The following is a 24,508-nucleotide window of genomic DNA, read 5'->3' on the forward strand; positions in this document are numbered from 1 at the left end:
ACAAATAAATTCTTACTACAGAATCAACTCTTAGTCTATTTCCATTATTAGGCCAATTTCTTTATATTTGAAGTTCTGAATATTTAACCTAACTTTTATTAAACAACATATACAAAGCATGGAAATAAAACACAATAAAATTGTTTATACCAAAACCGATGAGGCCCCAGCCTTAGCTACCTATTCTTTTTTACCAATCATTAGAAAATTCACAAATGCCGCAGAAATTGATGTGGTTTCAAGTGATATTTCTCTTGCCGCTCGAATTCTTGCTAATTTCCCTGATTATTTAAATGAAGAACAAAAAGTTGAAGATACTTTATCTGCTTTAGGTGAATTGGCTAAAAAGCCAGAAGCTAATATTGTTAAACTTCCTAACATAAGCGCATCTATACCACAGCTTACCGCTGCCATTAACGAATTACAAGAAAAAGGATATGCAATTCCAGATTATCCAAAAGAAATAAAAACAGAAGACGACAAAGCTCTACAAAAAAGATATGCAAAAGTTCTAGGCTCAGCTGTTAACCCTGTATTAAGAGAAGGAAATTCCGACAGACGCGTAGCTGCACCTGTTAAGGAATACGCTAAAAACAATCCTCACAGTATGGGCGATTGGAGTAAAGAATCTAAAACGCATGTTGCCCATATGGAGGAAGGCGACTTCTATGGAAGTGAACAATCTGTAGTTTTAAAAAATAAAGACCAAGTTAAAATTCAATTCACGGATCAAACTGGAAAATCAAAAATTTTAAAAGATAACTTAGATTTAGAAAAAGAAGAAGTAATCGATGCATCTACCCTAGACGTTAAAAAACTAAGAGATTTCTTAAAAAAATCGGTAGACGATGCAAAGCAGAAAAAAGTACTCTACTCCATTCATTTAAAAGCAACCATGATGAAGGTCTCTGACCCTATCATATTTGGACATGCAGTAGAAGTGTTTTATGAAGAAATATTTGAAAAATACGCAAAGGAATTTGACGAAATTGGTGTAAATTCAAGAAATGGACTTGGAGATGTTTATGCCAAATTAGATCAACTACCACAAGCAAAAGCAAAGGAAATTGAAGAAGCTATTATGCAACTGTATCAAGAAAAACCAGATATGGCTATGGTAGATTCAGACAAAGGCATTACTAATCTTCACGTTCCAAGTAATATAATTATTGATGCTTCTATGCCAGCTGCAATTCGTACATCAGGTAAAATGTGGAATTGGGATGGACAACTGCAAGATATGAAAGCAATAATTCCCGATCGTAGCTACGCAAAAATGTATCAGGAAATAATTACATTTTGTAAAGAAAACGGCGCATTCGACCCAACAACTATGGGGAATGTAGCTAACGTTGGATTAATGGCAAAAAAGGCAGAAGAATACGGCTCTCACGACAAAACTTTTGAAATGGAAGCTGATGGAAAAGTAGAAGTTATTGGAAGTGAAGGTACGGTTTTAATGCAACACCATGTTCAAAAAGGAGATATATGGAGAATGTGTCAAACCAAAGATTTGCCTATTAAAGATTGGGTTAAACTAGGAGTAAGTAGAGCAAAAGCAACCACTAACCCAGCTATATTTTGGTTAGACGAAAATCGAGCTCACGATAGAAACTTAATCGAAAAAGTAAATACTTACCTAAAAAACCATGATTTAAAGGACTTAGAAATCAAAATCATGAATCCTGTTGATGCCATGCAATACACTTGCAAACGCGTAAAAGATGGAAAAGATACTATATCTGTAACTGGAAATGTGTTACGTGATTACCTAACTGACCTTTTTCCTATTTTAGAATTAGGAACCAGCGCAAAAATGCTTTCAATTGTTCCACTATTAGCGGGAGGCGGCTTATACGAGACTGGAGCTGGCGGATCTGCACCAAAACACGTACAACAATTTTTAGAAGAAGGTCACTTACGTTGGGACTCGCTTGGTGAATTTTTAGCCTTGGCAGTTTCAATTGAAGATATTGCCGATAAAGATGAAAATAAAAAGGCAGCCGTAATTGCTAATGGGCTTAATAAAGCAAATTCAAAATATTTAAGCAACAACAATTCTCCTTCTAGAAAAGTAAATGAATTAGATAATCGTGGTACGCACTTTTACATAGCTTTATATTGGGCAGAAGCACTAGCTGAACAAAATGAAGATTCGGACTTAAAGCAACAATTTGCAGAAGTAGCTGAACAATTATCGGAAAAGAAAAATCTAATATTAAACGAATTGTTAGAAGCGCAAGGAAAAGAAGTTAACATAAATGGGTACTATTTTCCTGATGAAAATTTAGTAAAAACTAAAATGAGACCAAGCCAAAGCTTGAACAAAATTATAGATTAATAATTAAAATAATTAAGATTATATCTTAGCTGCTTCTAAATTAGAAGCAGCTTTTTTTGTCGCATTTCGCAATTCATTATTTTGTATTTTTGCTATATGAAAAAGAATGTACAATTTACTCTGTTAAAATTACTTATGCTTGTATGTGCATTAATTTTGAATTTTTGCTTCATTTCTTGTAACCAAAACAAAGTAAAAGCCGAAAACTCAAACAATTTTGAATCAGATAATGTTTCTATCTCTAAAGATTTAAAAGACTATTGGTTTAGTGGTAAAGCCGAGATAACATCGTATGAACTTTCGCAAAATCGCTATGACGAAAATCATACTGGTAAGGCTGTTTTAATTTACGTAACTGAAGATTTTGACCATGAAAAACTTGTAAAAACTGATACTAAAAAAAATGAAGATTATCCAGTTTTAAAACTCAATTCTACTAAAGATTTTACCACAGGAATTTACCCTTACCACATTATGCAGAGTGCTTTTTTGCCCATCGAAAAAAATAATAGAGCTGTAAAAATAACTAGCAGTATTCAAGAATGGTGTGGACAAAGCTATATGCAACTCGAACAGAAAAATGGACAACAAATTATACAGGTTAACTCTTATTTTCAACAAATTGGAAACTTCAGCAAAAACTTAGAAAATTTCCCAACCGAAAATGCGCTTTGGCTTCAACTTAGACTATTCCCAGAACAAATTGACACCACAATTACTTCAATGATTCCTAGTTTTGAATTTCTGAGACTGCAAAATCAAGACATAAAAGCCTATCGAGTTCATATTAGCCAATTCAAAACCAATCAACTATTAAAAACACAAGTGTATTATCCCGAGTTAGAAAGACAATTAGTAATTAGTCAACAAACAACACCCCCTTTTCAAATTGAAGCTTGGAAAGAAAAAATTACAAGAAACGATACCAATTTTATAACTACAGCAAGTAAACTCAGTCTTCTTAAAATTGATTATTGGAACAAAAACACCAATCAATTTTCATTTTTAAGAGACACATTAAAGTTATAAGTATGTTTAAAAATATAATATCTGAACGTTTAGATGAAGCCATAATAAGTGTACTTTTAATATTTATACTTATTATATGGCGATTTACACTTAAAAAGTCGGCTAATCGAATTGCGCGTATTGGCGATTTTAATATTGGCCGAACAAAACTAATGTTTAAATACATTAATTTTTTAGTTTCCTTTGTTATGATTTTCGCGCTTTTATTTACTTGGGGAATAAAAGCAGAAGATTTAGCTTGGATTTTTTCTTCAGTTTTTGCTGTAATTGGAATTGGCTTATTCGCTATTTGGTCAATTTTAAGTAACGTAACTTCTGGAGTAATCATGTTTTTTTCCTGTCCGTTTAAAATAGGAGATTACATTAAAATACATGACAAAGATACTCCTATTGAAGCCCGAATAGAAGATATTAAAGCTTTCCAAATGCACTTAAGAACAGATGATGGTGAGCTCATTGTATATCCAAATAATTTAATTTTGCAAAAACCTATTTCTTTACTTAAAAAGAGTAGTACATACAACAACACTAACTAACATAAAGCTTGTTAAAGCTTCAATTATAAAATTGAATTATATTATATTTGCATTATGAAATTACTACTGATCACCATAGCCTTGTTAGGAATTGCATTTGCAGGTATTGCAATAAAAATCTGGGGTAAAAAAGACGGGAAATTTGCTGGAACTTGTGCAAGCCAAAGTCCATATTTAAATAAAAATGGACAATCTTGTAGTTTTTGCGGAAAAATGCCAGAAGAGCAAGATTGCCAAAAAGACCAAGTGAACAAAACAGCATAAATGTATGTTTTTGCTGTTTTTGAAAACCTATTTTTTTTGGCAGCTCTGCTATACATTTTTTACTTAATTAGTTTCCTTAAGTTACTCTTTTTAAAAAAAAATATTTCCTATAATAGTTCTCAGACTTTTATTAGCGTATTAATTTGTGCTAAAAATGAAGCTAAGAATCTTCAAAATAATTTAGCCTTTATTTTAGATCAAGATTATCCAAATTTCGAAGTAATAGTCGTTAATGATAAATCTACAGATCACACAGAAGCCGTTTTGCGTCAGTTTCAACAAAACAACAGCAAACTTAGATGTTTTTCTAGTACTGGTAACAGTTCTAAAAAAACAGCATTACAACTAGCTAAAACCAATGCACAAGGAAATATTTTTGTGTTAACCGATGCCGATTGTTATATTCCATCGGCTAACTGGCTAAAATTAATTACCCAACCAATAAACGATACAGAACAAGTAGTTTTGGGTTATGCTCCTAATTTTAAAAAAAATACGTTTTTAAATGCACTGCAGAACTACGAAACCTTGACAACAGCTTTACAATATCTAAGCGCTGCACTTTATAATTCGCCTTACATGGCTGTAGGACGAAATTTAGCGTATACTAAAACAATTAGCCAAGAAATTAATTTATCTAACAAAGAAAATAAACTCCTATCTGGAGATGATGATTTATGGTTGCAACATGCTGCTAAAAAAAGTAAAATTAAGATTCAAATTAAACCCGATAGCTTTGCGTATAGCCATGCTGAAGATTCCTTATTAAAATGGTGGAATCAAAAAAGAAGACATATTACCACAGCAAATTATTACAGATTAAAAGATAAAATTATACTTGCATCTATATTTATAACTAAATTTTATTTTTGGGCGTTTACGGTGGGCATGTTGTTTTTTACAACATCAACCAATTCAAAAATAGCTTTGTTGTGCGTTTTAACTTGTATGTTACTAATATACAACAAAGCTTCAACTAAGTTTAAAAGTGGGAATTTATGGCTTATTAGTCCGATATTAGATTTCAGTTTAATTTGTTTTCAAATTAGCTTATTTATATCGAATTTAGTTTCTCCAATAAAAAAATGGAAATAAATGACCGAAAATGAAATGAAACATATTCAATTAGCCCAAGAGCGAAATCAAATTGGTTTTAATTTTTTGGTGAAATACCATTGGAATTATGTGTATCATTTTATTTTTAAAAGAACTAAAAATGCCTATTTAACTGAAGAAGTCTGCATACAAAGTTTTGCAAAAGCTTTTGATAAAATCGATTTGTTTAATCCTGAATTTGAATTTAAAACATGGTTAGTTCAAATTGCTAAAAATCTTTTGATAGATGAGTACCGTAAAAAAAGTATTGAAACCCAGGAATTAAATAAAAACAGCTTACAAATTATTGAAGAATCTTCGATTGAAGATGCTCAAATTATGGAAACAAATAAGGAAAATATTGCGAGAGAACTCCGCAAACTACAAGGTGATTATCAATTAGTTTTACAAAAATATTATTTTGAGTCTATGAGTTTCAAAGAAATATCCGAAGAACTTAATATTCCGATTAATAATTTAAAAGTAAAAGCCTACAGAGCAAAACAAAAGCTTCAAAAATTACTTAAGGAAAAATAAAAATTAGGTTTTTATTAATTTTTTAGTGATTTCTTGCGAATTCGTTTTCAGTTTAACAAAATAAAAACCCGCATTAAAGTTGAAGTCTTTTAACTGGTATTTACCAGAGTTAGACAACTGAACTCTTTTTTTTAATATGAGTTTTCCAACTTGATTATATATGAGTATACTTACTTCTTGATTTGCAAAACAAGCTGATTGAATAATAAAAGAATCTTGTTTTACTGGATTGGGAGAAATTGAAAATTCTGGCTTATTGAAACCAATAGTGCTTAAAGGTTCGTCTTCAAATAACAACTGAAAACGACCATAAAATGTGCTAGCGTTTATAGATGGATTAATGGTAAAAGCATAGGTTGCATTATTTTCGTCTATAACAATTTGATCGTTAAGGTAATTATCCTTCAATTTTAATATTTTATCATCAAAATTATCATTTTGAAATTTAAACACATAAGCTGAATTGCTGAACTGACCGATATAAAGGTTTAATATTTCCCCATCGGTTGGCTGTTCTCGATTTTCAATAGTTAAAAAAGTGCCTCCGTGTAATCTTGCTAAATTTTCATCTATATTATTAATTTTAGGAGCATCACGATCATCAATACCATTAAAACCATCGTTTGTAAACTCAATTCGTATAGCGTCAGAAGATGTACTAGCAGCATCATAGGATGCTTGAGTGTAAATTTGCATTCGTAAAATACGCTCATTTTGATCTTCCTGAGCAAGCAATAATGCTGGTATACATAAAAACAACCAAGTGATTAGCGAATTTAATATGTTTCTTATAGCATGCATTTACCAAATATAGGTAAATTAAACATGAATTTTATACAAATTACTTAAAATCAGCAGTTAATCTTTTTCAAATTTCTGCTTGTAATATTACTTGCTAAAGTTGTAAAAGCAACAATACTAATTGAACTCAAAGGCATTAAAATAGCAGCAACAATTGGAGTTAATTGACCAGTTACAGCAAAATACAAGCCTATTAAATTATACAAAAAAGAAAAAAAGAAAGCCCATTTAATAATTCGTTTACCCTTTTTAGCAACTTCAATAAAAGCATCTAAGTGCAAAAGTTTTTTAGCATCAATAATAGCATCGCAGGCCGGTGTAAATACATTAATGTTTTCGGCAACAGCTATACCTAAGTTGCTTTGTTTTAATGCCCCAGCATCGTTTAAGCCATCTCCTACCATCGCTACTTTTAAGCCGCGTTCTTGCGTTTCTTTTATTCGTATTAATTTATCTGCTGGTGCCTGATTAAAATGTAAATCTTTTAAAAATGGCAACTGCGACTTTAAGTAGGCTTCTTCGGAAGCGTTGTCGCCAGAAACAATTTGAATTTGATAATTCTTAAACAAGGATTTTAAAAGTGACCAAATACCATTTCGGTAATTAGCTTGAAAGGTGAATTTACCTCGGTAAGTTTCATCTTCAGAAAAATAGACAGTAGTAGCAGTATTTTGATTTTCAGCTGGAACATTTACCCATTGAGAAGAACCTAATTTAATTTCTTTTTCGTTTACTTTAGCAACAATTCCTTTTCCTACTTCTTCTTCAAATCGATCGAGTGTATCAATTTTTTGAGATTGTAAAAAGGCATACAATTTTCGACTTAAAGGATGGTTAGAGTTTCTTAAAGTAGTTCTGAGTAAAATATAATCTTCATCGGTAAGCTGCTCGCCTTCGTATAAAATCTCATCTCCTTGCGTATGGCTTAGCGTTCCTGTTTTATCAAAAACAAATGCATCTAAATCGGCTAGCTGTTCTAGTGTATCGGTATTTTTTAAGTAAAAACCTTGTTTGCCAAAAATGCGTAACAAATTTCCTAAAGTAAACGGAGTTGCTAGGGCAATTGCGCAAGGACAAGCTATAATTAACACCGCTGTAAGTACGTTTAAGGCTAAACTAGCATCAAAAAATAACCAGAAAGTTGTTGCAATTGTTGCTATACTTAAAACAGCAATTGTAAAGTGTTTACTTATTTTATTAATTAAGCTTTTAAAAGGTATTTCTTGGTCTTTAACAAAAGCATCCTGACTCCATAATTGTGTTAAATAACTTTGTTCTACTTCCTTTTCTGCTATCAATTCGATAGCGCCGAGCTGTTGTTTACCTCCAGCGTATAATTTTTCTCCTTTGTTTTTTACAACTGTTCTTGCTTCACCAGTAACAAAACTATAATCTATTTTGGCATCACCTTCAACTAAAATACCATCTACAGGGATTAACTCATTACTTCTAATTAAAATTCGATCTCCTTTTTTAATTTCATAAATTGGTATTTTTTCTTCTAAAAGTAAATCATCATGATTTAATCTAGTTACTGCAATTGGAAAATATGATTTGTAATCTCTTTCGAATGATAAAAAAGAATAGGTTTTTTGTTGAGCTAATTTCCCTAGCAACAAAAAGAAAACTAAACCAGTTAAACTATCGAAAAAACCTGTGCCTAAATCGGCCATAATTTCGACACTACTTCTTACAAACAAAACACTTATTCCTAGTGCGATAGGAATATCGATATTTAATATTTTAGATTGAATTCCTTTCCAGGCAGAAACAAAATAACCTGCACCTGAGTAAAAAACTACGGGCAATGAAAAACAAAACATTAACCACCTAAAAATAGGTTTATATTGGTCTAACCAATATTCTGAAACTTCAAAATATTCAGGGAAAGACAAAAACATGACATTACCAAAAGCAAAACCAGCAATTCCAATTTTATAAATTAAACTTCGGTCGATATCAGTTTTCTTTTTTTCCATATTCTCTAAACTCAGATAAGGCTCGTAACCTATAGAAGCTAGTAAAAGCACTAAATCTTTTAAGCCAAATGATTTTGTTTTATACGTAACTTGAACTCGCTTTTCTGGAAAATTTACTTGAGAAGTAATAATTTGTTCGTTGAGTTTATTTAAATTTTCTAAAATCCAAATACAAGAAGAGCAATGAATGTGCGGAATAAATAACTGAATCGACTCTACTCCATCATCGCTAAAATCGATTAATTTCTCGCGTATTTCGGTTTGTTCTAAGTAATCAAATTTACCTTCTAATTCGGGTGGTGTAGCTCCTGGATTGTTCTGTAAATCGTAATAACAGGTTAAGTTGTTTTCGGTAAATAACTCAAAAACTGTTTTGCAACCAGCGCAGCAAAAACTTTTATCGGCAGAAGTTATTTCTCCTTCGACACATGCGTCTCCACAATGATAGCATTTAACCTTTTTAAACATTTAGCTTTTTGTAAACAAATTTGCGGCTATCGCTTTATTTTAAAAATGATAAACATCAGTTATTTACAGAAAACAGAAATATCAAGCAAATTCATTCTGCTCAACAAATTAAATCTTAAAAACCTATTTTTGCTGTTATTTTTATTTTATGACAGCAACAATTTTATTTTGGCTCATTATTGGTATTTTAGTTATTGAATTTGTAATAGATAAAGTACTCGATTTTTTAAACACTTCTTATTTTGATAAAGCTTTACCCGAAAGCATTAGCGATGTTTATGAAAAAGATGAATACAAAAAAGCACAAGCTTACAAAAAAGAGAATCAAAAATTTAGTCAATTTAGCAGTGCAATTATGTTTATGGTAATTCTTGCGTTTTTATTTTTAGATGGCTTTGCGTGGGTTGATAATATAGCTAGGAATTGGTTTGAACATGAAATTTATATCGGTTTAAGTTTTTTTGGAATATTATTTTTAGCCTCTAGTATATTGGGGATTCCATTTTCGTATTACAGTACTTTTGTTATTGAAGAAAAATATGGTTTTAATAAAACTACAAAAAATACTTTTTTCCTAGACATCTTAAAATCATGGCTACTCGCAGGAATACTTGGTGGCGGAATTTTAGCCCTATTAATGTGGTTTTTTGAACTCGCAGGAAAAGATTTTTGGTGGTATGCATGGATTATTATAAGTCTGTTTTCTATTTTAATGAATATGTTTTACGCAAAATTAATCGTGCCCCTTTTTAATAAACAAACTCCATTAGCCAATGGAAGTTTACGCGATAAAATTGAAGCTTATGCTAAAAAAGTTGGCTTCGAATTAAAAAATATTTACATAATTGACGGTTCTAAACGAAGTACAAAAGCCAATGCCTACTTTTCTGGCTTTGGAAAAGAGAAACGCATTACACTTTTTGACACCTTGGTTGAAGATTTAACCGAAGAAGAAGTAGTTGCTGTCTTGGCACACGAAGTTGGCCATTACAAAAAAAAGCATATTATTTTTAACTTAATAGCGTCTATACTTACTACAGGATTAACCCTATGGATTTTTTCGCTTCTGGTTAATGAAGCTTTATTAGCTGAAGCTTTGGGTACTTCCAAACCTAGTTTTCACTTAAGTTTAGTAGCTTTTGGTTTATTATACAGTCCTATTTCTACATTAACAGGATTAGTTATGAATGTTATTTCAAGAAAATTTGAATACCAAGCAGATGCATTTGCAAAACACACTTTTAATGCTAAACATTTAGTAACTAGTTTAAAAAAATTAAGTTCTAAAAGCTTAAGTAATTTAACTCCACATCCCGCTTATGTGTATTTTAATTATTCGCACCCACCATTGCAAAAAAGAATAGAAAACTTAAATTTGGAATCGTAGTTTTTAGTATCTTAGTTGTATGGAGTTAACGCAGGAATACCTCGATAAAGAGAATAAAAAAATTACGAAGCAATACAAAGAATTGCTTCGTATAAGTTACCTAAGCCTTACCGATGAAGATAAGGTAATGATTAGGAAAGCTTTCGAAACTGCTGTTGAAGCTCACAAAGACCAGCGTAGAAAATCTGGTGAAGCTTATATTTTCCATCCCATAGCAGTGGCAAAAATTGTAGCTTCAGAAATTGGTTTAGATGCCACATCGATCACCGCTGCCTTACTGCATGATGTGGTTGAAGACACACACTATAATTTAGCAGACATCGAGCAAATGTTTGGAGAAACCGTTGCCAGAATAGTTGATGGTTTAACCAAAATATCAAGCCTAAAAAAAGATGGTAATATTTCTATGCAAGCTGAAAACTTCAGAAAAATGTTACTTACCTTAAACGATGATGTACGCGTAATTATTATAAAAATTGCAGACCGTTTGCACAACATGCAAACCATGGATGCCATGCGTGCTGATAAACAAGTGAAAATTGCAAGCGAAACCTTGTACATTTATGCACCATTAGCTCACAGAATTGGTTTATACAATATAAAAACTGAATTAGAAGACCTTAGTTTAAAATATACTGAACCAGAAGTTTATAAAGATATAAAAAGTAAAATTCAAGATAGTAAAGAAGAACAAAGCAACTATATTGAAGCTTTTTCAAAAATAATAAGCGACGAAATAACAAAAGAAAATATTGATTTTGAAATAAAAGGTAGGTCAAAATCCATTTACTCTATTCGTAAAAAAATCATTAATCAAAATGTTACTTACGATGAAATCTACGATAAATTTGCTATTCGAATTATCTATAAAAGCGAACCTAAAAATGAAAAATTCTTAGCCTGGAAGATTTATTCTATAGTAACAGATTTTTTTAGACCCAACCCTACCCGATTACGCGATTGGATATCCTCACCAAAATCAACCGGGTACGAAGCCTTGCATATTACAGTAATGGGTCCAAAAGGAAGATGGGTCGAAGTACAAATAAGAAGTGAACGAATGCACGAAATTGCCGAAAAAGGCTACGCAGCTCACTACAAATATAAACACGGCGAAAACCAAGAAGACCAAGGTATTGAAGTTTGGCTTAACCGTTTACAAGATGCGCTTGAAAACAACGAAATGAATGCGGTAGATTTTGTTGAACAGTTTAAATTAAATCTCTACGCAAAAGAAATTTTTGTATTTACTCCCCAAGGAGATTTAAAATCACTACCCAAAGGTTCAACCGCATTAGATTTTGCATTTCATATTCATACCGATGTTGGATTACAAACGCGAGGCGTAAAAGTTAATGGAAAATTACGACCGTTAAGTCACGTATTAAAAAGTGGAGACCAAGTAGAAGTAATTACATCTGTATCGGCTAAACCTACCAATAACTGGTTAGATTTTGCTTCGACAGCAAAAGCACGTTCCAAAATTAAAACGGCCTTAAAAGTAAAGAAAAAGGAAATTGCAGAAGATGGTAAAGAAATTTTAACACGTAAATTACGTTCACAAAAAATACAACTTAATGAACGGACGGTTAACGAATTAGTTAATTTCTTTAAGCTAAAAACCAGTCTCGATTTATTTTATCGCGTTGGCTTAGGTACAATAGATAATGTACAGATTAAAAAATTTGCATCATATAGAAATAATGCTTTTGTTTCTTTCTTTAAAAATAAAATTCGAAGAAGCCCAACTAAAAATGAAACAAAAGAAGTAAAAGATGATGAAATTTCTGAACGATTTGACCAATTGGTATTTGGAGACGATGAGCAACACTTAAATTACCAAGTTGCCAATTGTTGTAACCCAATTCCTGGCGATAGTGTGTTTGGCTTTTTAACGGTTTCTGATGGCATGAAAGTGCATAAAAAAGATTGTCCTAATGCAATTCAACTGCAAAGCAATTTTGCATATCGAATATACAAAGCAAAATGGATAGACTCTACCCAAGAAGAATTTAATGCCGACTTAAAATTAACAGGAATTGACGATATTGGCTTAATTAATGAAATAACTTCTGTTATATCTAAAAACCTTCATGTAAATATGAAAAAAATTGCATTTAGCAGTCAAGATGGAGTTTTTTTAGGAAACATAAGGGTTTCAGTGAAAAACAAAGGAATTTTAAAACGCTTAATGGATCAACTTAAAAAAATTGAAGGCATCGATAAGATTAGCCGTGAATAAAAGCTTAAATTTGTAGCTTATGAATAAAAATACCAAACTTAACGATCAGCTCGTTGTAAAAAAAGTCTTTACCCAATTCTTAGAAGATAATGGGCATCGAAAAACACCAGAGCGCTACGCTATTCTTCAAGAAATTTACGATAACGAAGAACATTTTGATATCGAGTCGCTTTACATTACAATGAAAAATAAAAATTACAGAGTAAGTAGAGCAACATTATATAACACCATCGATTTATTGATGGATTGTGGTTTGGTAAGAAAGCATCAGTTTGGCAAAAACCAAGCACAATACGAAAAATCATATTTCGACAGGCAACACGACCATGTTATTTTAACCGATACTAGCGAAGTTGTTGAATTTTGTGATCCACGTATAGAAAGCATTAAAAAAACCATTGAAGAAGTGTTCGACATAACAATAGATCGTCATTCTTTATACTTTTATGGCACTAGAAACAAACCTAAACAATAAATTTTTATGGCAGTAGACTTGCTACTCGGTCTTCAATGGGGAGACGAAGGAAAAGGTAAAATTGTAGATTACCTTACTGAAAAATATAACATTATAGCTCGTTTTCAAGGTGGACCTAATGCTGGACACACCCTAGAATTTGATGGTATAAAACATGTTTTGCATACGATTCCGTCTGGAATTTTTCATAAAGATAGCATTAACTTAGTAGGCAATGGAGTTGTTATCGATCCGGTAATTTTTAAAAGAGAACTAGACAACCTTTCTAAGTTTAACTTAGATCTTCATAAAAAATTAGTAATTTCAAGAAAAGCACATTTAATCCTACCTACTCATCGTTTGTTAGATGCGGCGTCTGAAGCTGCTAAAGGAAAAGCTAAAATCGGTTCAACCTTAAAAGGAATTGGACCTACCTATATGGATAAAACCGGAAGAAATGGTATACGTATTGGCGATTTAGAATTGAATAATTGGAAAGATAAATATAGAAACTTGGCTGATAAACATGAAGCCATGATTAGTTTTTATAATGTAGATGTTCAATACAACCTAAAAGAATTAGAAGAAGAATTTTTTGAAGCTATTGAAGTTTTAAAAAGCCTTCAATTTATAGACTCAGAAGAATATTTGCATCAAGCTCAACTAGATAACAAAACTATTTTAGCTGAAGGTGCTCAAGGTTCTTTACTCGATATCGATTTTGGAACTTATCCTTTTGTAACTTCTTCCAATACAACAGCAGCTGGAGCTTGTACAGGTTTAGGTATAGCTCCTAATAAAATTAAAAATGTATTTGGAGTTTTTAAAGCTTACACCACACGTGTAGGAAGCGGTCCATTTCCTACTGAATTATTTGATGAAGATGGAGCAAAAATGGCCAAAGTTGGAAACGAATTTGGAGCCACAACAGGAAGACCAAGACGTTGTGGATGGCTAGATTTAGTGGCCTTAAAATATGCTGTACAAGTAAACGGTGTAACCCAATTAATGATGATGAAAGGTGATGTGCTAAGCGGTTTTAAAACGCTAAAAGTTTGCACAAGTTACCGATACAATGGCAAGGAAATTAAACATCTACCCTACAATATTGAAGAAGAAAATATTTCTCCTGTTTATACCGAATTAAAAGGTTGGAAAGAAGATTTAACGAAGTTAAAAGACATTCAAAATTTACCAAAAGAATTAAATAATTATATACAATTTATAGAAGACGAAATTGGTGTGCCCATTAAAATTGTTTCGGTAGGTCCAGATCGTACGCAAACTATTCTACGTTAAAAACATCTACTTTTAGTTGTTTATGAATTAACTTTAGGTTGTACTAATAAGAATAAACCTTTAGCACTAATGCTCAGTTTTGTAACTTATTGAATAAGTTATAAAACTGAGCATTATAATAAATGAAAATGGATATAGTAAAAGGCTTAGCATGTTAATTATTGGCGAGCATAAAAAAATCTGAACGTAAAACAAGATGACAATAATTGAAACCCGAAAACTGAAAATTGAATTCAGAATAGCGAAAACTCATCCAATTTAAATAGCATAAGTCAGGATAAATTGCAAAAATTAAAAATTTTAGTTTTTACAAACTACCAATTTTATCGAAAGATTTGTGCTTCATAAGCACCTAATTTTATAGATAAATCCTTAGTTTTCATCTAAAAAATCTTTACTCTCAACAAAATTTAGGTTCATATCGAGAACAAAATTTTTATTTATCATTTATATTTGTGAGAAGTTGCTTGTAATTAGAATAATAGCATCTTAATTAGCTAAATCTTATACTAACAATCTAACTTTAGGTTATTTACTAAAATATGCTTATTTTCTATTAAAGAAAGAAATATATATTTTCCATTTAGGAAATCATTTAAGGCTTGTCCGACTTTTGCATGATTAAAATTTGGTTTGTAGTTTTCGTAAGTTATAAATTGAATTCCATTTACATTTTCGTATTCAATGGCTTTTCTAAAACGAATTCCACCACCATTTACTTGAAATGAATATGCTAAATAAGAAATTTGAAATGTATTTGTATTGATCCAATAATAGTAAACATCTTCAAAATCCTGACCACCACCATCTTGTTGAAAACTAACTTGAATTTTATAATACGTATTTAACTCATCCTTTTCTGTTCCTATTAATTTCGTCTGAACAGCTTCATCTTTTAAGCGAAATGGCAATTGAACAAAATAATGCACAGAATTAATCGATTCTGAATATAAATTGGCCAAACTATCGGTAACTTCAATTAGCCTTTTGTTTATAATTCTTTTAAATTTTCCTTCATATAATTCATCTTTAATTGCAAATGAATCATTTTAAAAACTTCTTTGGAGCTTTATACCTGAACATGTTGGAATGCTTTTGTACGTATAATCTCTAAATTGAAATTTAACAACTGAATTTTTAAATTTTGAAGTTCCAGACGAATCGATAGCTTGTTGAATAATTTGACTAGCTGCTAATTGCTCTTGCTTACGAGATGAAGAACAAGCCGAAAGAATTAAAATGAGAACAAAACAAAGTTTATGCATTGTTTATAATTTATAGATATTCAAACGGCATAAAGAATGAAAACATTTTTCAATAAAACTTGAAAGATGCTTCTTAATTAAAGTTCATTTTTAACCACTAATCCTTCTTTTACTACCAAAACAGGTTTCATAAATGCATCAAGATTTTTTGTGTCAAAATCGCCTTCTATAGCTACTAAATCTGCTATAAAAGTTTCTTTTATTTGTCCAATTTCATGATCAATTTGAAGCAATTTTGCATTGGTTAAAGTTGCCGACTGTAACACTTCCATTAATGGCATTCCAGCTTCATTCATAAATTTAAATTCCAAAGCATTATCGCCATGATAAAAAACGCCTGCATCTGTACCAAAAGCAATGGGTACTCCTTTTGCGTAAGCTCTTCCAAATGTAGATTGAATTTTGGGCCCAATTTCTAAAGCTTTAGGTCTAACTATTTCAGGATAATATCCATCAATTTGCCCCATTTCGGAAACAAATTTTCCAGCGCTTATGGTAGGCACATAATACGCATCGTATTTTTTCATGAGCTCCATGGTTTCATCGCTCATTTTAGTACCATGTTCAATGGTTTTTACTCCACCTAAAATAGCACGTTGCATACCTTCATCTCCATGTGCATGAGCGGCCACATGAAAACCGTAATCTGCTGCAGTTTCACAAATGGCTTTAATTTCTTCTAAAGTAAATTGTGGATTATCGCCGCTTTTTGCTTCACTCAATACACCACCTGTTGCTGTAATTTTAATTAAATCAGCTCCATTTTTATAACGTTGTCGAACTGCTTTTCGGGCATCATCTTCACCATTCACCACACCTTCCTTTGGTCCTGGGTCAGCGATAAATCTTCTGCTACTCCCATTGGTAGGATCAGCATGACCGCCAGTTGTAGCAAGCGATTTTCCCGCAGTAAAAATACGCGGACCCATTACATCGCCACGATTGATGGCATCGCGGAGATTTATGTTAACACCTGTTCCACCTAAATCGCGAACCGTAGTAAATCCAGCTAGTAAAGTTCGTTTGGCAAAAACAGTAGATTTATAAGCTATATCCGCTTCATCATCTTGGTATTTTTCAAGGTATTTTTTTGGATTAGTCTCACTTTCTAAATGCACGTGCATGTCAATCCAACCTGGCATTAAGGTATGTTTTTTTAAGTTGATGTATCCTTCAAAATCAGCCTGATTTACAAAACCTTTTTTTATTGAAACTATTTTGTGACCTTCAATAATTATACTTGAATTGCCTATGACTTTTCCATTTTCAACATCTACATAATTTTTAACGTGAATTAAAGTTTGTTGAGCAATTGCCATTTGGGTAATCAAAATTGCCAGTAAAAAAATACTTTTTCTCATAGGTTTGATTTTTAATCTACTATTTTCAAAATTTCAGTAGTAATATACTCAATTTGATCTTCTTCTAATTCTGTATGCATAGGCAATGAAATTACTTCTTTTACCAACTGATTAGTAACGGTAAAATTAGCTTCATTATAACGTTTATCCGCATAAGCTTTTTGCAAATGCAAAGGAATTGGATAATAAACTCCGTGCGGAATTCCTTTTTCTTGAAAATGTTTTACCAAATCATCTCGCTTTCCATTGGTAATCCGTAAGGTGTATTGATGAAAAACATGACAATCGCAAGTATCACAAATACTACATTTTACATCACATTTTTTATGAGTAAACGTAGTTGGAGTTATGATATTTTCAGACTTTGATAAAGCTTCAGAATATTTTCGAGCAGCATGTTGTCGAGCGGCATTATACATATCTAAATTAGGTAATTTAGCTCGTAAAACAGCCGCTTGTATGCTATCTAATCTCGAATTTACACCCACTACATCGTGATGATAACGTTCGTACATTCCATGATTTACAATTCCACGAATGGTATGTGCTAAATCGTCATTGTTCGTAAAAATAGCACCGCCATCTCCGTAGCAACCCAAGTTTTTAGATGGGAAAAAAGAAGTTGCTCCTACATCTCCAATGGTTCCAGCTTTTTGTTTTTTTCCATTTTTAAAGGTATAATCTGCGCCTATGGCTTGCGCATTGTCTTCAATAACAAACAAATTATGTTGCTTAGCCAAATCCATAATAGCATCCATATTGGCTACTTGTCCAAATAAATGAACAGGAACAATAGCTTTAGTTTTAGGAGTAATCGCTTTTTCAATAGCATCTACATCAATATTGTAGGTTTTTGGGTCTACATCTACCAAAACAGGCGTTAAATTTAAAAGTGCAATCACCTCAACAGTAGCAGCAAAGGTAAAATCGGCTGTAATTACTTCATCGCCTGGCTGCAGGCCTAAACCCATCATCGCAATTTGTAAAGCATCGGTTCCGTTAGCACAAGGAATTACATGTTTTACCTCTAAATACTCTTCTAAGTCCTTCTGAAATCCATGAACTTCAGGTCCATTAATATAGGCAGTAGAATTAACAACATCCATAATAGATTGATCTACTTGCCCTTTTATCTTTTCATATTGACCCTTTAAGTCAACCATTTGTAATTTTTTCATGTATATAAGAAATAATTTAAGTAAAACTAAGTTTAACAAAGCTAACAAATAAGCGCACTAAGCACAATTCATTTTGGATTAAAAACTTATTTTAGTCAAAAATTTAGTAATTTGAAAAGAATTTATTCAATCTTTATCCAATTATTTGAATGGTTTCTTCCATTAACAACATGGATTAGCCCTAAACAGAAGCTATTTGTTGAAGGTAGAAAAAATATTTTTCAAGACTTAGCTTCAATTGAAGCCAAGCAAGTTATTTGGATACATACAGCTTCATTAGGCGAATATGAACAAGCTGTTCCGATTATGAAGCGCTTAAAAACAGAATATCCTAACCATCAACTTTTGGTTACTTTCTTTTCGCCTTCGGGTTACGAAATTAAAAAAAACGACCCACTACCCGACTTTCTTTGCTATCTTCCATTAGACACTAAAGCAAATGCTCAACGCTTTATTGAATCTTTAGATATTCAAATCGCTTTATTTGTGAAATATGAGATCTGGCCCAACTTTATAAACCAACTAACAAAAGCCAAAATTCCTACTTTTTTGGTTTCAGCTTTGTTTAGAAAAGAACAAATTTATTTTAAACCCATTGGAAGTTTTTTAAAACAAGCTTTACATCAATTTAACCACATTTTTGTGCAAAATGAAAGTGCATTTTTACAGTTGAAAAATGCTGGTTTTAACAACATGAGTATTTCTGGAGATACGCGCTACGACAGAGTTATTCAACAATTAAAAATGAATAATGTATTGGATTGTATGGACAGGTTTAAACAAGCTAAAACTTGCTTTGTTTTTGGAAGTTCTTGGCCGGAAGATGAAGCTATTTTTGTAGATTTTATCAATTCAACTAAGGATATAAAATTTGTAATCGCACCACATGAAATTAAACCACAGAAAGTACAAGGTTTAGTTGAAAAACTGAATAAGAAAGTTGTTTTGCATAGCAATATGAAAGATGAACACTTAGCTGAAGCTGAAGTATTTGTGATTGATCGGATAGGATTATTGTCTAAAATTTATGCCTATGCAGATATTGCTTATGTAGGCGGCGGAATGGGAAATGCAGGTTTACACAACATTTTAGAACCGGCTACTTTTGGAGTTCCTATTGTAATTGGTAAAAATTTTGAAAAATTCCCAGAAGCAACCGAACTCAGAAAATACGCAGGCTTGTTTAGCGTTAAAAATTCAGTAGAATTTAATGATATCGCTTCTAAGTTAATTAACAATCATCAATTTAGAAAACAAAGTGGCATAATAGCTGGACATTTTGTAGAAGCCAGAGCTGGCGCAACAGATTTGATTCTAAATAAAATAAAATTGTATTTGTAAGTTAAGCTTATGCTTAATAAAAAAATGAAGCTAGTTCTAACTTTACATTAAAATGTTACTGTACAAACTTTTTGAGATGCTTTTTTAAAACGACAAAACGGTAAATTCCGATTACCAAAAACAACACACTAAAAAAAACTCCAGCATTTCCAACCCATTTTAAGTTTCCTAAAACTTCATGGTTTAAACCAATCAGCGCCGAACCGCCTAAAAACAAATATAAAGAAGCCCGTAAATAAGAAAGCAAAGTACGTTCATTAGCCAATTTGGTTCGCTCCAAAGCTAAATGATCGCGAAGAATAATGCGTTCTTCATTAGTAAAATCATCGGTTACTTTAATCACGTTTTTAAGTTGTTTTTTCATAGTAAAAGATCTTATCAAATTTAAACAGTTACCGCTTTGTTCAAATACCTTCTAAATTTCAACATGGCTTGATAAGTTTCAATAACTAAATCATCAAAACATGAACTTTCAACTTGCTTTCTAGAGATAGGTCGGTGCGCAGCAAAACTTTTATGCCGAAGCAATTCAATATAATCGTGGTCTTTAGAAAAACCTTTAGGTGATGTTTTCAGTTTTTCATCTTCCATTAAACCATCAAATAATTTCTGAAATTCAGATTCTTTAATAATTTCTTTCAAGACTTCTCCATTGTAATCAATAGCATCGCGAATGCTTTTCAAAAAATCGGATTTAGGTCTGTAAAATCCGCCTGCTAAAAAACATTCATTTACACCTAAATGAATATAAAAATCACTGGTTTTGGGTCGCTTGTCTAAACCGGCACCAAAATGATCTTTGTAAGTGGGTTTATTAGGATGATATAACAGATTGTTGTTAATGCGGTTAATGGCTTTTTTGCCTGTGGTATGGTAATAATCTTCATCGATTTCAGCTAGCTTCATGTCCATGGAATTGAGCCATTCAATGTAATTATCGCGAACCTTTTCATATTCATCACGATTCGCATCCATCCAGTGTTTGCAATTGTTTTTCTGAAGTTTTTCTAAAAACGCAAATAAGGCTTTAAAATCCATTTTAAAAAATTAAGAAGATTGTTTAAACGAAGCTAATTGTTCTTTTAAATCTTCCATGGATGCTTCCAATTTTTTTAACACGGTATTTTCAGAATTTTCATTTAAAGTAAAAGTAAGTTTGCTTTTTACTTCCCATAATTCTTGAATAGTTGAAATTTCAACTTCGTAAGGTGGATAGGTTTCGTTAGTAGATAATAAAGCTACCGTACTTGGATTTTGGGTTTTGTGCAACTTCTTCACCAAAACAGAATCCTGCAATACAAAAACGTAAATTTTATGTTGTTTAGCTTCAGCTAAATTTTCAACCGCTTTGGCCAACACCCAATCTTCTGGACGTAAATCGGGCAACATGGAATCGCCTTCTACTTGAAAACCACGATACGTGGCGTTTCGAAATTGGGGCAAAGGCAAATCGAAAGCAGGAAGTTGTTGGTAATATTCGTTATTCTGTAAGTTTTGCGGATAACCTGCCGCTGCTTTTTGGTTAACAAGTAGTAAATTTTCTTGATCGCTGTTATTTACTGTAACCACTTTAGGCATCATGCTCTGATTTTGCAGACTAATTTCTTTTTGAAAACTCTGACCATATAACCAAAGCGGATTGATTTGGTATTCCTTTAAAAGTTGCGCAACTACAATACCTAACAAACGGGTTTTGCCCCGTTCAATATCGGCAGTAGAGTTCTTAATTCCAAGTACTTCGGCAAATTCGGCTTGGGTTAAATTTTGTTCTTCTCGAATTTGTTTGAAGCGTTTTACTTCGATGGGTAAGTCTGCTTTCATATCAAAATTATTTACCTTCCAAATATAGTGTATTTTGGAAATATTCCAAAGTTTTTGTCTTATTTCCTTTTTATTCCAACATTAGTGTTCAATTAAAATAAATGAATCTATTTCAAATGAGCACATTAATGCTTATGTTGTTATTCATTAAAATGCACTAGATTCTAAAATTTCAATACATCAAAGCTAAAGACTTTTTTGTAATTATATTTATTTGATTATGTGTAATTTACAAAAAATTCTTATCGATTTTTTCATATTTCTACATGTGCTGAGCAAGCCGAAGTAGGAAGACTAATATCTTTTATCGCAATATTTTTTTTATTAAAAGAAAGGTTTATTCCAATTACAATATAAACATGGTTTAGGCCAAAAAAAATATTGAATAGAAAACAATTAACAATATTAACAAATTTTATACTCGAATCGGCTTCGAAGCATCGAGCAACCCGCACAAAAGACTGGAAACAACAAAGACTGCAAATAAATTGCAGACTTTGAGTACACTCTATTGACCTGTTTTCGAAACAAAACATCGGTATATTCAAAAGGCTGGGATTCAAAATGGGGGATGAAATTTCATTTGAATACAAAAAATTATTCCCAAGGATAAAAAATTATTCTTGGGAATAAAAAGTACTCGGAGCGGGACTTGTAACCCCCTATTTATTTAAACTATTTTAAACCCCTAAACAAAAGCTTAACCCTTATAAACACTAGAAATCCTTAATAAATACAAGGCTTACCAAAGTTTTAAAATAATTTAATGAAATTTAATTTAATAGAATAGTTTAGTACAATTTTAGTACAACTTTGCTATTTTTGTACTAAACAATTAAAAAAAGGTAGAAATATGGCACGTATTAACTTCTTATATCGTTCTAAAAAAGACAATGCAAATTTGAAAGTAAGGCTACAAGCAAAAGAAAAAAGCCAGAATAAATATTTTCAACTTGAAGCCAGTACAGAAATTCACACAACAAAGGAATTTTTTACAACTACTAGAAATAAAAAACGTGGCTTAACTGCAAATGAAAAAAATGAGATTACAGACTTCTACAATAAAATTGAACCAATAGAAAAATTTATTTTAGAACAATACGAAAATGATTATCCAAAGCCAGACCAAAAAGACTGGTTAAAAAATGTAATGTTTGATTACTACAATCCTATTGAACTGGAAGAAAAAAGAAGCGACATATTAACTGATAATATTCAGTTGATAATAGATACAGCGAATACAAGAGAAAACGCACAAAAGCAGCTAGGAATATCAAAAAGCCGTATCAATTCATATAAAAACCTATTGAATATTATAAACAAGTATCAAAGTTTCAAAACCGATAAGCGAAAGTTTAGAATAAAAGATGTTAACCAAAGTTTTGCACGTAATTTTTTAAACTGGATGATTAACGACCAAAGTTATGCAGACAGCTACGCACTCAAAAAAGTAGATGATTTAAAGACGGTTTGTAAAGATGCTGAAATTGATAATGTAGAAGTTAGCAGCCAACTAGAGAAAATAAAAGGCGGCAAAGTGGATAATGAAAATATAATCTATTTAAGCCCTGATGAACTGGATAAAATCGAAAGTTTAGAGCTAAATAGCGAAGCATTAGAAAACGCTCGCAAATGGTTAATTTTAGGTTGCTCAATCGGTCAACGTGGTGGCGACTTGCTAAACCTTACAGAAAACAATATAAATAACATCAACGGCTTAGAAGTTATACAGCTAAAGCAGCAAAAAACAAAAGCAAATGTTACCATTCCAGTATTAGAAAAAACAGCCGAAATATTAGAAAATGGATTTCCACGTAAAATAAGTATTCAGAAGTTTAACGACTATATTAAAAAACTTTGTGAATTAGCTGAACTGGACGAACCAACAAAAGGACGTAAATACGATAAAACAAAAAAGCGTAGAATATTAGGCACTTATCCAAAACACGATTTAGTGAGCTCGCATATTTGCCGCCGTTCATTTGCGACTAATTTATACGGAGTTATGCCAACTACATTAATAATGAAAATAACAGCGCATAAAACCGAAAAAATGCTACTTCAATACATTGGTAAAAGTGATTTAGATTACGCTCAACAAATTGCAGATTTCTACGAATTACAGCGAATGAAAAACCAAAAAGAAAGCGTTTTAAAAGTAGTTGACAACAAAGAAGCCGTTAACCAATAATTTTATGAAAATGGAAACCAAAAAAGAGAATACAGCAAATAGAAACGAATTAGCAGCACTTGAAAAACAAATGAGAGTTAACAACGCTGAAAATATAATCAATCAAAGAAAGGATTTTGAAGCCTATTTTAGTGGCTTATATGATAGTTTGAACACTCAATATAATAGCGAGAAAAACCACGCTAAAAGCGGCAAAATTAAGATGCTAGAAAGATTTATTAATGAAATAAACGAAGCTTTATATAAGTACAAAAACAACTCTAATGTTAACGTAAATAATGAAGATTATAAAATCGAAGCTTTACAAAGTCTTAGAAATAATTTCGAGAAGCATTTAACTGATTTACATACACCAGATAAAACTCAATCTAAAGGCAGCAATAAGCAGAAACCAAAACAGCTTAAAGACTTTTTAATTAACGCTAATAAATTTAATGACAAAGAAGTTGAAAAAATTGAAAACTCATTAATAAAGCACTTTCAAAAGCCAATTATAAAGGCATATTCAAAGGGTAAAAAATTTAGCAAACAGCCGTTTAATTTACTTATTCTTAAATTACAAAACAACTATATTGACACAACAAAGCATAACAAAAGCGATGTTGTCAAATACTTTAAAAAGTTGTTTTTTGGTACTGAATGGGAACAAAATATTGACAAAGATACAAGAGCTTATACCAAAGCTAAAAATGAATACAAATCCCAAAAAGAACTATCTAAAAGAGCAAAAAGTATTTATAATGATGTTATTGAGCCAAATTTTGAAGCGTTTAAAAGTGATATGATGTTTCTAAATCCAAAGTTTAAATAATGGTTACTAAAAAAAAGATAGTTACATTGTAACTATGTAACTATAAAACATTTAAAATCAATTAATTAGATTTAATATAGCTTATAAGTTTGCACTATGATTTAATTT

At 31.6% G+C, this 24,508-nt stretch carries 22 protein-coding genes; 13 read left to right on the plus strand and 9 right to left on the minus strand.

Going from position 1 to position 24,508, the window contains the following annotated elements:
• Positions 1 to 118 precede the first annotated feature (118 nt).
• The 6 genes from IEV63_RS05915 to IEV63_RS05940 all read left to right on the plus strand — a co-directional run bounded on the left by IEV63_RS05915 (position 119) and on the right by IEV63_RS05940 (position 5,802).
• Complete coding sequence (locus IEV63_RS05915) at positions 119 to 2,341, plus strand: NADP-dependent isocitrate dehydrogenase (protein ID WP_188405870.1); 2,223 nt, start codon at positions 119 to 121, stop codon at positions 2,339 to 2,341.
• Between the two features lie 96 nt (positions 2,342 to 2,437).
• The gene (locus IEV63_RS05920) at positions 2,438 to 3,370 is read left to right on the plus strand and encodes a septum formation inhibitor Maf (protein WP_188405871.1); all 933 of its coding nucleotides are present in this window, start codon (positions 2,438 to 2,440) and stop codon (positions 3,368 to 3,370) included.
• A 2-nt stretch (positions 3,371 to 3,372) separates the two neighbouring features.
• Positions 3,373 to 3,906, plus strand: a complete 534-nt coding sequence (locus tag IEV63_RS05925) for a mechanosensitive ion channel domain-containing protein (RefSeq protein WP_188405872.1) — start codon at positions 3,373 to 3,375, stop codon at positions 3,904 to 3,906.
• A gap of 54 nt (positions 3,907 to 3,960) precedes the next feature.
• Positions 3,961 to 4,170 carry a membrane or secreted protein gene (locus tag IEV63_RS05930; protein ID WP_188405873.1) on the plus strand — a complete coding sequence of 70 codons (210 nt, stop codon included), beginning with the start codon at positions 3,961 to 3,963 and terminating at the stop codon, positions 4,168 to 4,170.
• Positions 4,171 to 4,206: 36 nt separating this feature from the next.
• Entirely contained in the window at positions 4,207 to 5,265 is a 1,059-nt protein-coding gene (locus tag IEV63_RS05935; protein WP_188405874.1) for a glycosyltransferase, read from the plus strand.
• Entirely contained in the window at positions 5,266 to 5,802 is a 537-nt protein-coding gene (locus IEV63_RS05940; RefSeq protein WP_188405875.1) for an RNA polymerase sigma factor, read from the plus strand.
• A gap of 3 nt (positions 5,803 to 5,805) precedes the next feature.
• On the opposite strand, the gene IEV63_RS05945 is transcribed toward IEV63_RS05940, so the two are convergent.
• On the minus strand, positions 5,806 to 6,603 hold the full coding sequence (locus tag IEV63_RS05945; RefSeq protein ID WP_188405876.1) for a T9SS type A sorting domain-containing protein: 798 nt from the start codon (positions 6,601 to 6,603) through the stop codon (positions 5,806 to 5,808).
• A 50-nt stretch (positions 6,604 to 6,653) separates the two neighbouring features.
• Positions 6,654 to 9,050, minus strand: a complete 2,397-nt coding sequence (locus IEV63_RS05950; RefSeq protein WP_188405877.1) for a heavy metal translocating P-type ATPase — start codon at positions 9,048 to 9,050, stop codon at positions 6,654 to 6,656.
• A gap of 148 nt (positions 9,051 to 9,198) precedes the next feature.
• On the opposite strand from IEV63_RS05950, the gene IEV63_RS05955 reads away from it, so the two are divergent.
• From IEV63_RS05955 to IEV63_RS05970, 4 genes are read left to right on the plus strand one after another with little or no spacing between them, the layout of a single operon-like run.
• Positions 9,199 to 10,437, plus strand: a complete 1,239-nt coding sequence (locus IEV63_RS05955; RefSeq protein WP_188405878.1) for a M48 family metallopeptidase — start codon at positions 9,199 to 9,201, stop codon at positions 10,435 to 10,437.
• A 19-nt stretch (positions 10,438 to 10,456) separates the two neighbouring features.
• Positions 10,457 to 12,679, plus strand: a complete 2,223-nt coding sequence (locus IEV63_RS05960; protein WP_188405879.1) for a RelA/SpoT family protein — start codon at positions 10,457 to 10,459, stop codon at positions 12,677 to 12,679.
• 19 nt (positions 12,680 to 12,698) lie between these two features.
• Positions 12,699 to 13,154 (plus strand): Fur family transcriptional regulator, encoded by a 456-nt coding sequence (locus tag IEV63_RS05965; RefSeq protein ID WP_188405880.1) that lies wholly within the window; start codon positions 12,699 to 12,701, stop codon positions 13,152 to 13,154.
• Positions 13,155 to 13,160: 6 nt separating this feature from the next.
• Entirely contained in the window at positions 13,161 to 14,432 is a 1,272-nt protein-coding gene (locus IEV63_RS05970) for an adenylosuccinate synthase (RefSeq protein WP_188405881.1), read from the plus strand.
• Positions 14,433 to 14,941: 509 nt separating this feature from the next.
• Here IEV63_RS05970 and IEV63_RS13090 read toward each other — a convergent pair.
• The 4 genes from IEV63_RS13090 to IEV63_RS05990 form a co-directional block, all read right to left on the minus strand.
• Positions 14,942 to 15,466, minus strand: a complete 525-nt coding sequence (locus IEV63_RS13090; RefSeq protein ID WP_373283722.1) for a DUF6503 family protein — start codon at positions 15,464 to 15,466, stop codon at positions 14,942 to 14,944.
• Positions 15,467 to 15,481: 15 nt separating this feature from the next.
• Positions 15,482 to 15,697: a DUF6503 family protein gene (locus tag IEV63_RS13125; protein WP_188405883.1), complete on the minus strand. Its 216-nt coding sequence runs from the start codon at positions 15,695 to 15,697 to the stop codon at positions 15,482 to 15,484.
• A gap of 77 nt (positions 15,698 to 15,774) precedes the next feature.
• Positions 15,775 to 17,058 carry a metal-dependent hydrolase family protein gene (locus IEV63_RS05985; RefSeq protein ID WP_188405884.1) on the minus strand — a complete coding sequence of 428 codons (1,284 nt, stop codon included), beginning with the start codon at positions 17,056 to 17,058 and terminating at the stop codon, positions 15,775 to 15,777.
• 11 nt (positions 17,059 to 17,069) lie between these two features.
• Positions 17,070 to 18,236, minus strand: a complete 1,167-nt coding sequence (locus tag IEV63_RS05990) for a DegT/DnrJ/EryC1/StrS family aminotransferase (RefSeq protein ID WP_188405885.1) — start codon at positions 18,234 to 18,236, stop codon at positions 17,070 to 17,072.
• A gap of 111 nt (positions 18,237 to 18,347) precedes the next feature.
• Here IEV63_RS05990 and IEV63_RS05995 point away from each other — a divergent pair, with 111 nt between their 5' ends.
• The gene (locus IEV63_RS05995) at positions 18,348 to 19,577 is read left to right on the plus strand and encodes a 3-deoxy-D-manno-octulosonic acid transferase (protein ID WP_188405886.1); all 1,230 of its coding nucleotides are present in this window, start codon (positions 18,348 to 18,350) and stop codon (positions 19,575 to 19,577) included.
• Positions 19,578 to 19,632: 55 nt separating this feature from the next.
• On the opposite strand, the gene IEV63_RS06000 is transcribed toward IEV63_RS05995, so the two are convergent.
• From IEV63_RS06000 to IEV63_RS06010, 3 genes are read right to left on the minus strand one after another with little or no spacing between them, the layout of a single operon-like run.
• On the minus strand, positions 19,633 to 19,941 hold the full coding sequence (locus IEV63_RS06000) for a DUF202 domain-containing protein (RefSeq protein WP_188405887.1): 309 nt from the start codon (positions 19,939 to 19,941) through the stop codon (positions 19,633 to 19,635).
• Positions 19,942 to 19,961: 20 nt separating this feature from the next.
• Entirely contained in the window at positions 19,962 to 20,615 is a 654-nt protein-coding gene (locus IEV63_RS06005; RefSeq protein WP_188405888.1) for a DUF2461 domain-containing protein, read from the minus strand.
• A gap of 9 nt (positions 20,616 to 20,624) precedes the next feature.
• Positions 20,625 to 21,398: a LexA family transcriptional regulator gene (locus IEV63_RS06010; protein ID WP_188405889.1), complete on the minus strand. Its 774-nt coding sequence runs from the start codon at positions 21,396 to 21,398 to the stop codon at positions 20,625 to 20,627.
• Positions 21,399 to 22,251: 853 nt separating this feature from the next.
• Here IEV63_RS06010 and IEV63_RS06015 point away from each other — a divergent pair.
• Both IEV63_RS06015 and IEV63_RS06020 read left to right on the plus strand, forming a co-directional pair.
• Entirely contained in the window at positions 22,252 to 23,589 is a 1,338-nt protein-coding gene (locus IEV63_RS06015) for a tyrosine-type recombinase/integrase (RefSeq protein ID WP_188405890.1), read from the plus strand.
• Positions 23,590 to 23,599: 10 nt separating this feature from the next.
• A complete protein-coding gene (locus tag IEV63_RS06020; RefSeq protein ID WP_188405891.1) occupies positions 23,600 to 24,400 on the plus strand; it encodes a hypothetical protein in 801 nt (266 codons plus the stop codon).
• Positions 24,401 to 24,508: the final 108 nt, after the last annotated feature.

Source organism: Psychroflexus salis, from assembly GCF_014640175.1.
Lineage (GTDB): Bacteria > Bacteroidota > Bacteroidia > Flavobacteriales > Flavobacteriaceae > Psychroflexus > Psychroflexus salis.

Excerpts from the sequence above, each read along its gene's own strand:
- IEV63_RS05950 (WP_188405877.1), bottom strand. The coding sequence starts at position 9,050 with ATGTTTAAAAAGGTTAAATGCTATCATTGTGGAGACGCATGTGTCGAA.
- IEV63_RS05920 (WP_188405871.1), top strand. The coding sequence starts at position 2,438 with ATGAAAAAGAATGTACAATTTACTCTGTTAAAATTACTTATGCTTGTA.
- IEV63_RS05960 (WP_188405879.1), top strand. The coding sequence starts at position 10,457 with ATGGAGTTAACGCAGGAATACCTCGATAAAGAGAATAAAAAAATTACG.
- IEV63_RS05945 (WP_188405876.1), bottom strand. The coding sequence starts at position 6,603 with ATGCATGCTATAAGAAACATATTAAATTCGCTAATCACTTGGTTGTTT.
- IEV63_RS05965 (WP_188405880.1), top strand. The coding sequence starts at position 12,699 with ATGAATAAAAATACCAAACTTAACGATCAGCTCGTTGTAAAAAAAGTC.
- IEV63_RS05955 (WP_188405878.1), top strand. The coding sequence starts at position 9,199 with ATGACAGCAACAATTTTATTTTGGCTCATTATTGGTATTTTAGTTATT.
- IEV63_RS05915 (WP_188405870.1), top strand. The coding sequence starts at position 119 with ATGGAAATAAAACACAATAAAATTGTTTATACCAAAACCGATGAGGCC.
- IEV63_RS05985 (WP_188405884.1), bottom strand. The coding sequence starts at position 17,058 with ATGAGAAAAAGTATTTTTTTACTGGCAATTTTGATTACCCAAATGGCA.
- IEV63_RS06020 (WP_188405891.1), top strand. The coding sequence starts at position 23,600 with ATGGAAACCAAAAAAGAGAATACAGCAAATAGAAACGAATTAGCAGCA.
- IEV63_RS05930 (WP_188405873.1), top strand. The coding sequence starts at position 3,961 with ATGAAATTACTACTGATCACCATAGCCTTGTTAGGAATTGCATTTGCA.
- IEV63_RS05940 (WP_188405875.1), top strand. The coding sequence starts at position 5,266 with ATGACCGAAAATGAAATGAAACATATTCAATTAGCCCAAGAGCGAAAT.
- IEV63_RS06015 (WP_188405890.1), top strand. The coding sequence starts at position 22,252 with ATGGCACGTATTAACTTCTTATATCGTTCTAAAAAAGACAATGCAAAT.
- IEV63_RS06005 (WP_188405888.1), bottom strand. The coding sequence starts at position 20,615 with ATGGATTTTAAAGCCTTATTTGCGTTTTTAGAAAAACTTCAGAAAAAC.
- IEV63_RS05970 (WP_188405881.1), top strand. The coding sequence starts at position 13,161 with ATGGCAGTAGACTTGCTACTCGGTCTTCAATGGGGAGACGAAGGAAAA.
- IEV63_RS06000 (WP_188405887.1), bottom strand. The coding sequence starts at position 19,941 with ATGAAAAAACAACTTAAAAACGTGATTAAAGTAACCGATGATTTTACT.
- IEV63_RS05925 (WP_188405872.1), top strand. The coding sequence starts at position 3,373 with ATGTTTAAAAATATAATATCTGAACGTTTAGATGAAGCCATAATAAGT.
- IEV63_RS06010 (WP_188405889.1), bottom strand. The coding sequence starts at position 21,398 with ATGAAAGCAGACTTACCCATCGAAGTAAAACGCTTCAAACAAATTCGA.
- IEV63_RS05990 (WP_188405885.1), bottom strand. The coding sequence starts at position 18,236 with ATGAAAAAATTACAAATGGTTGACTTAAAGGGTCAATATGAAAAGATA.
- IEV63_RS13125 (WP_188405883.1), bottom strand. The coding sequence starts at position 15,697 with ATGCATAAACTTTGTTTTGTTCTCATTTTAATTCTTTCGGCTTGTTCT.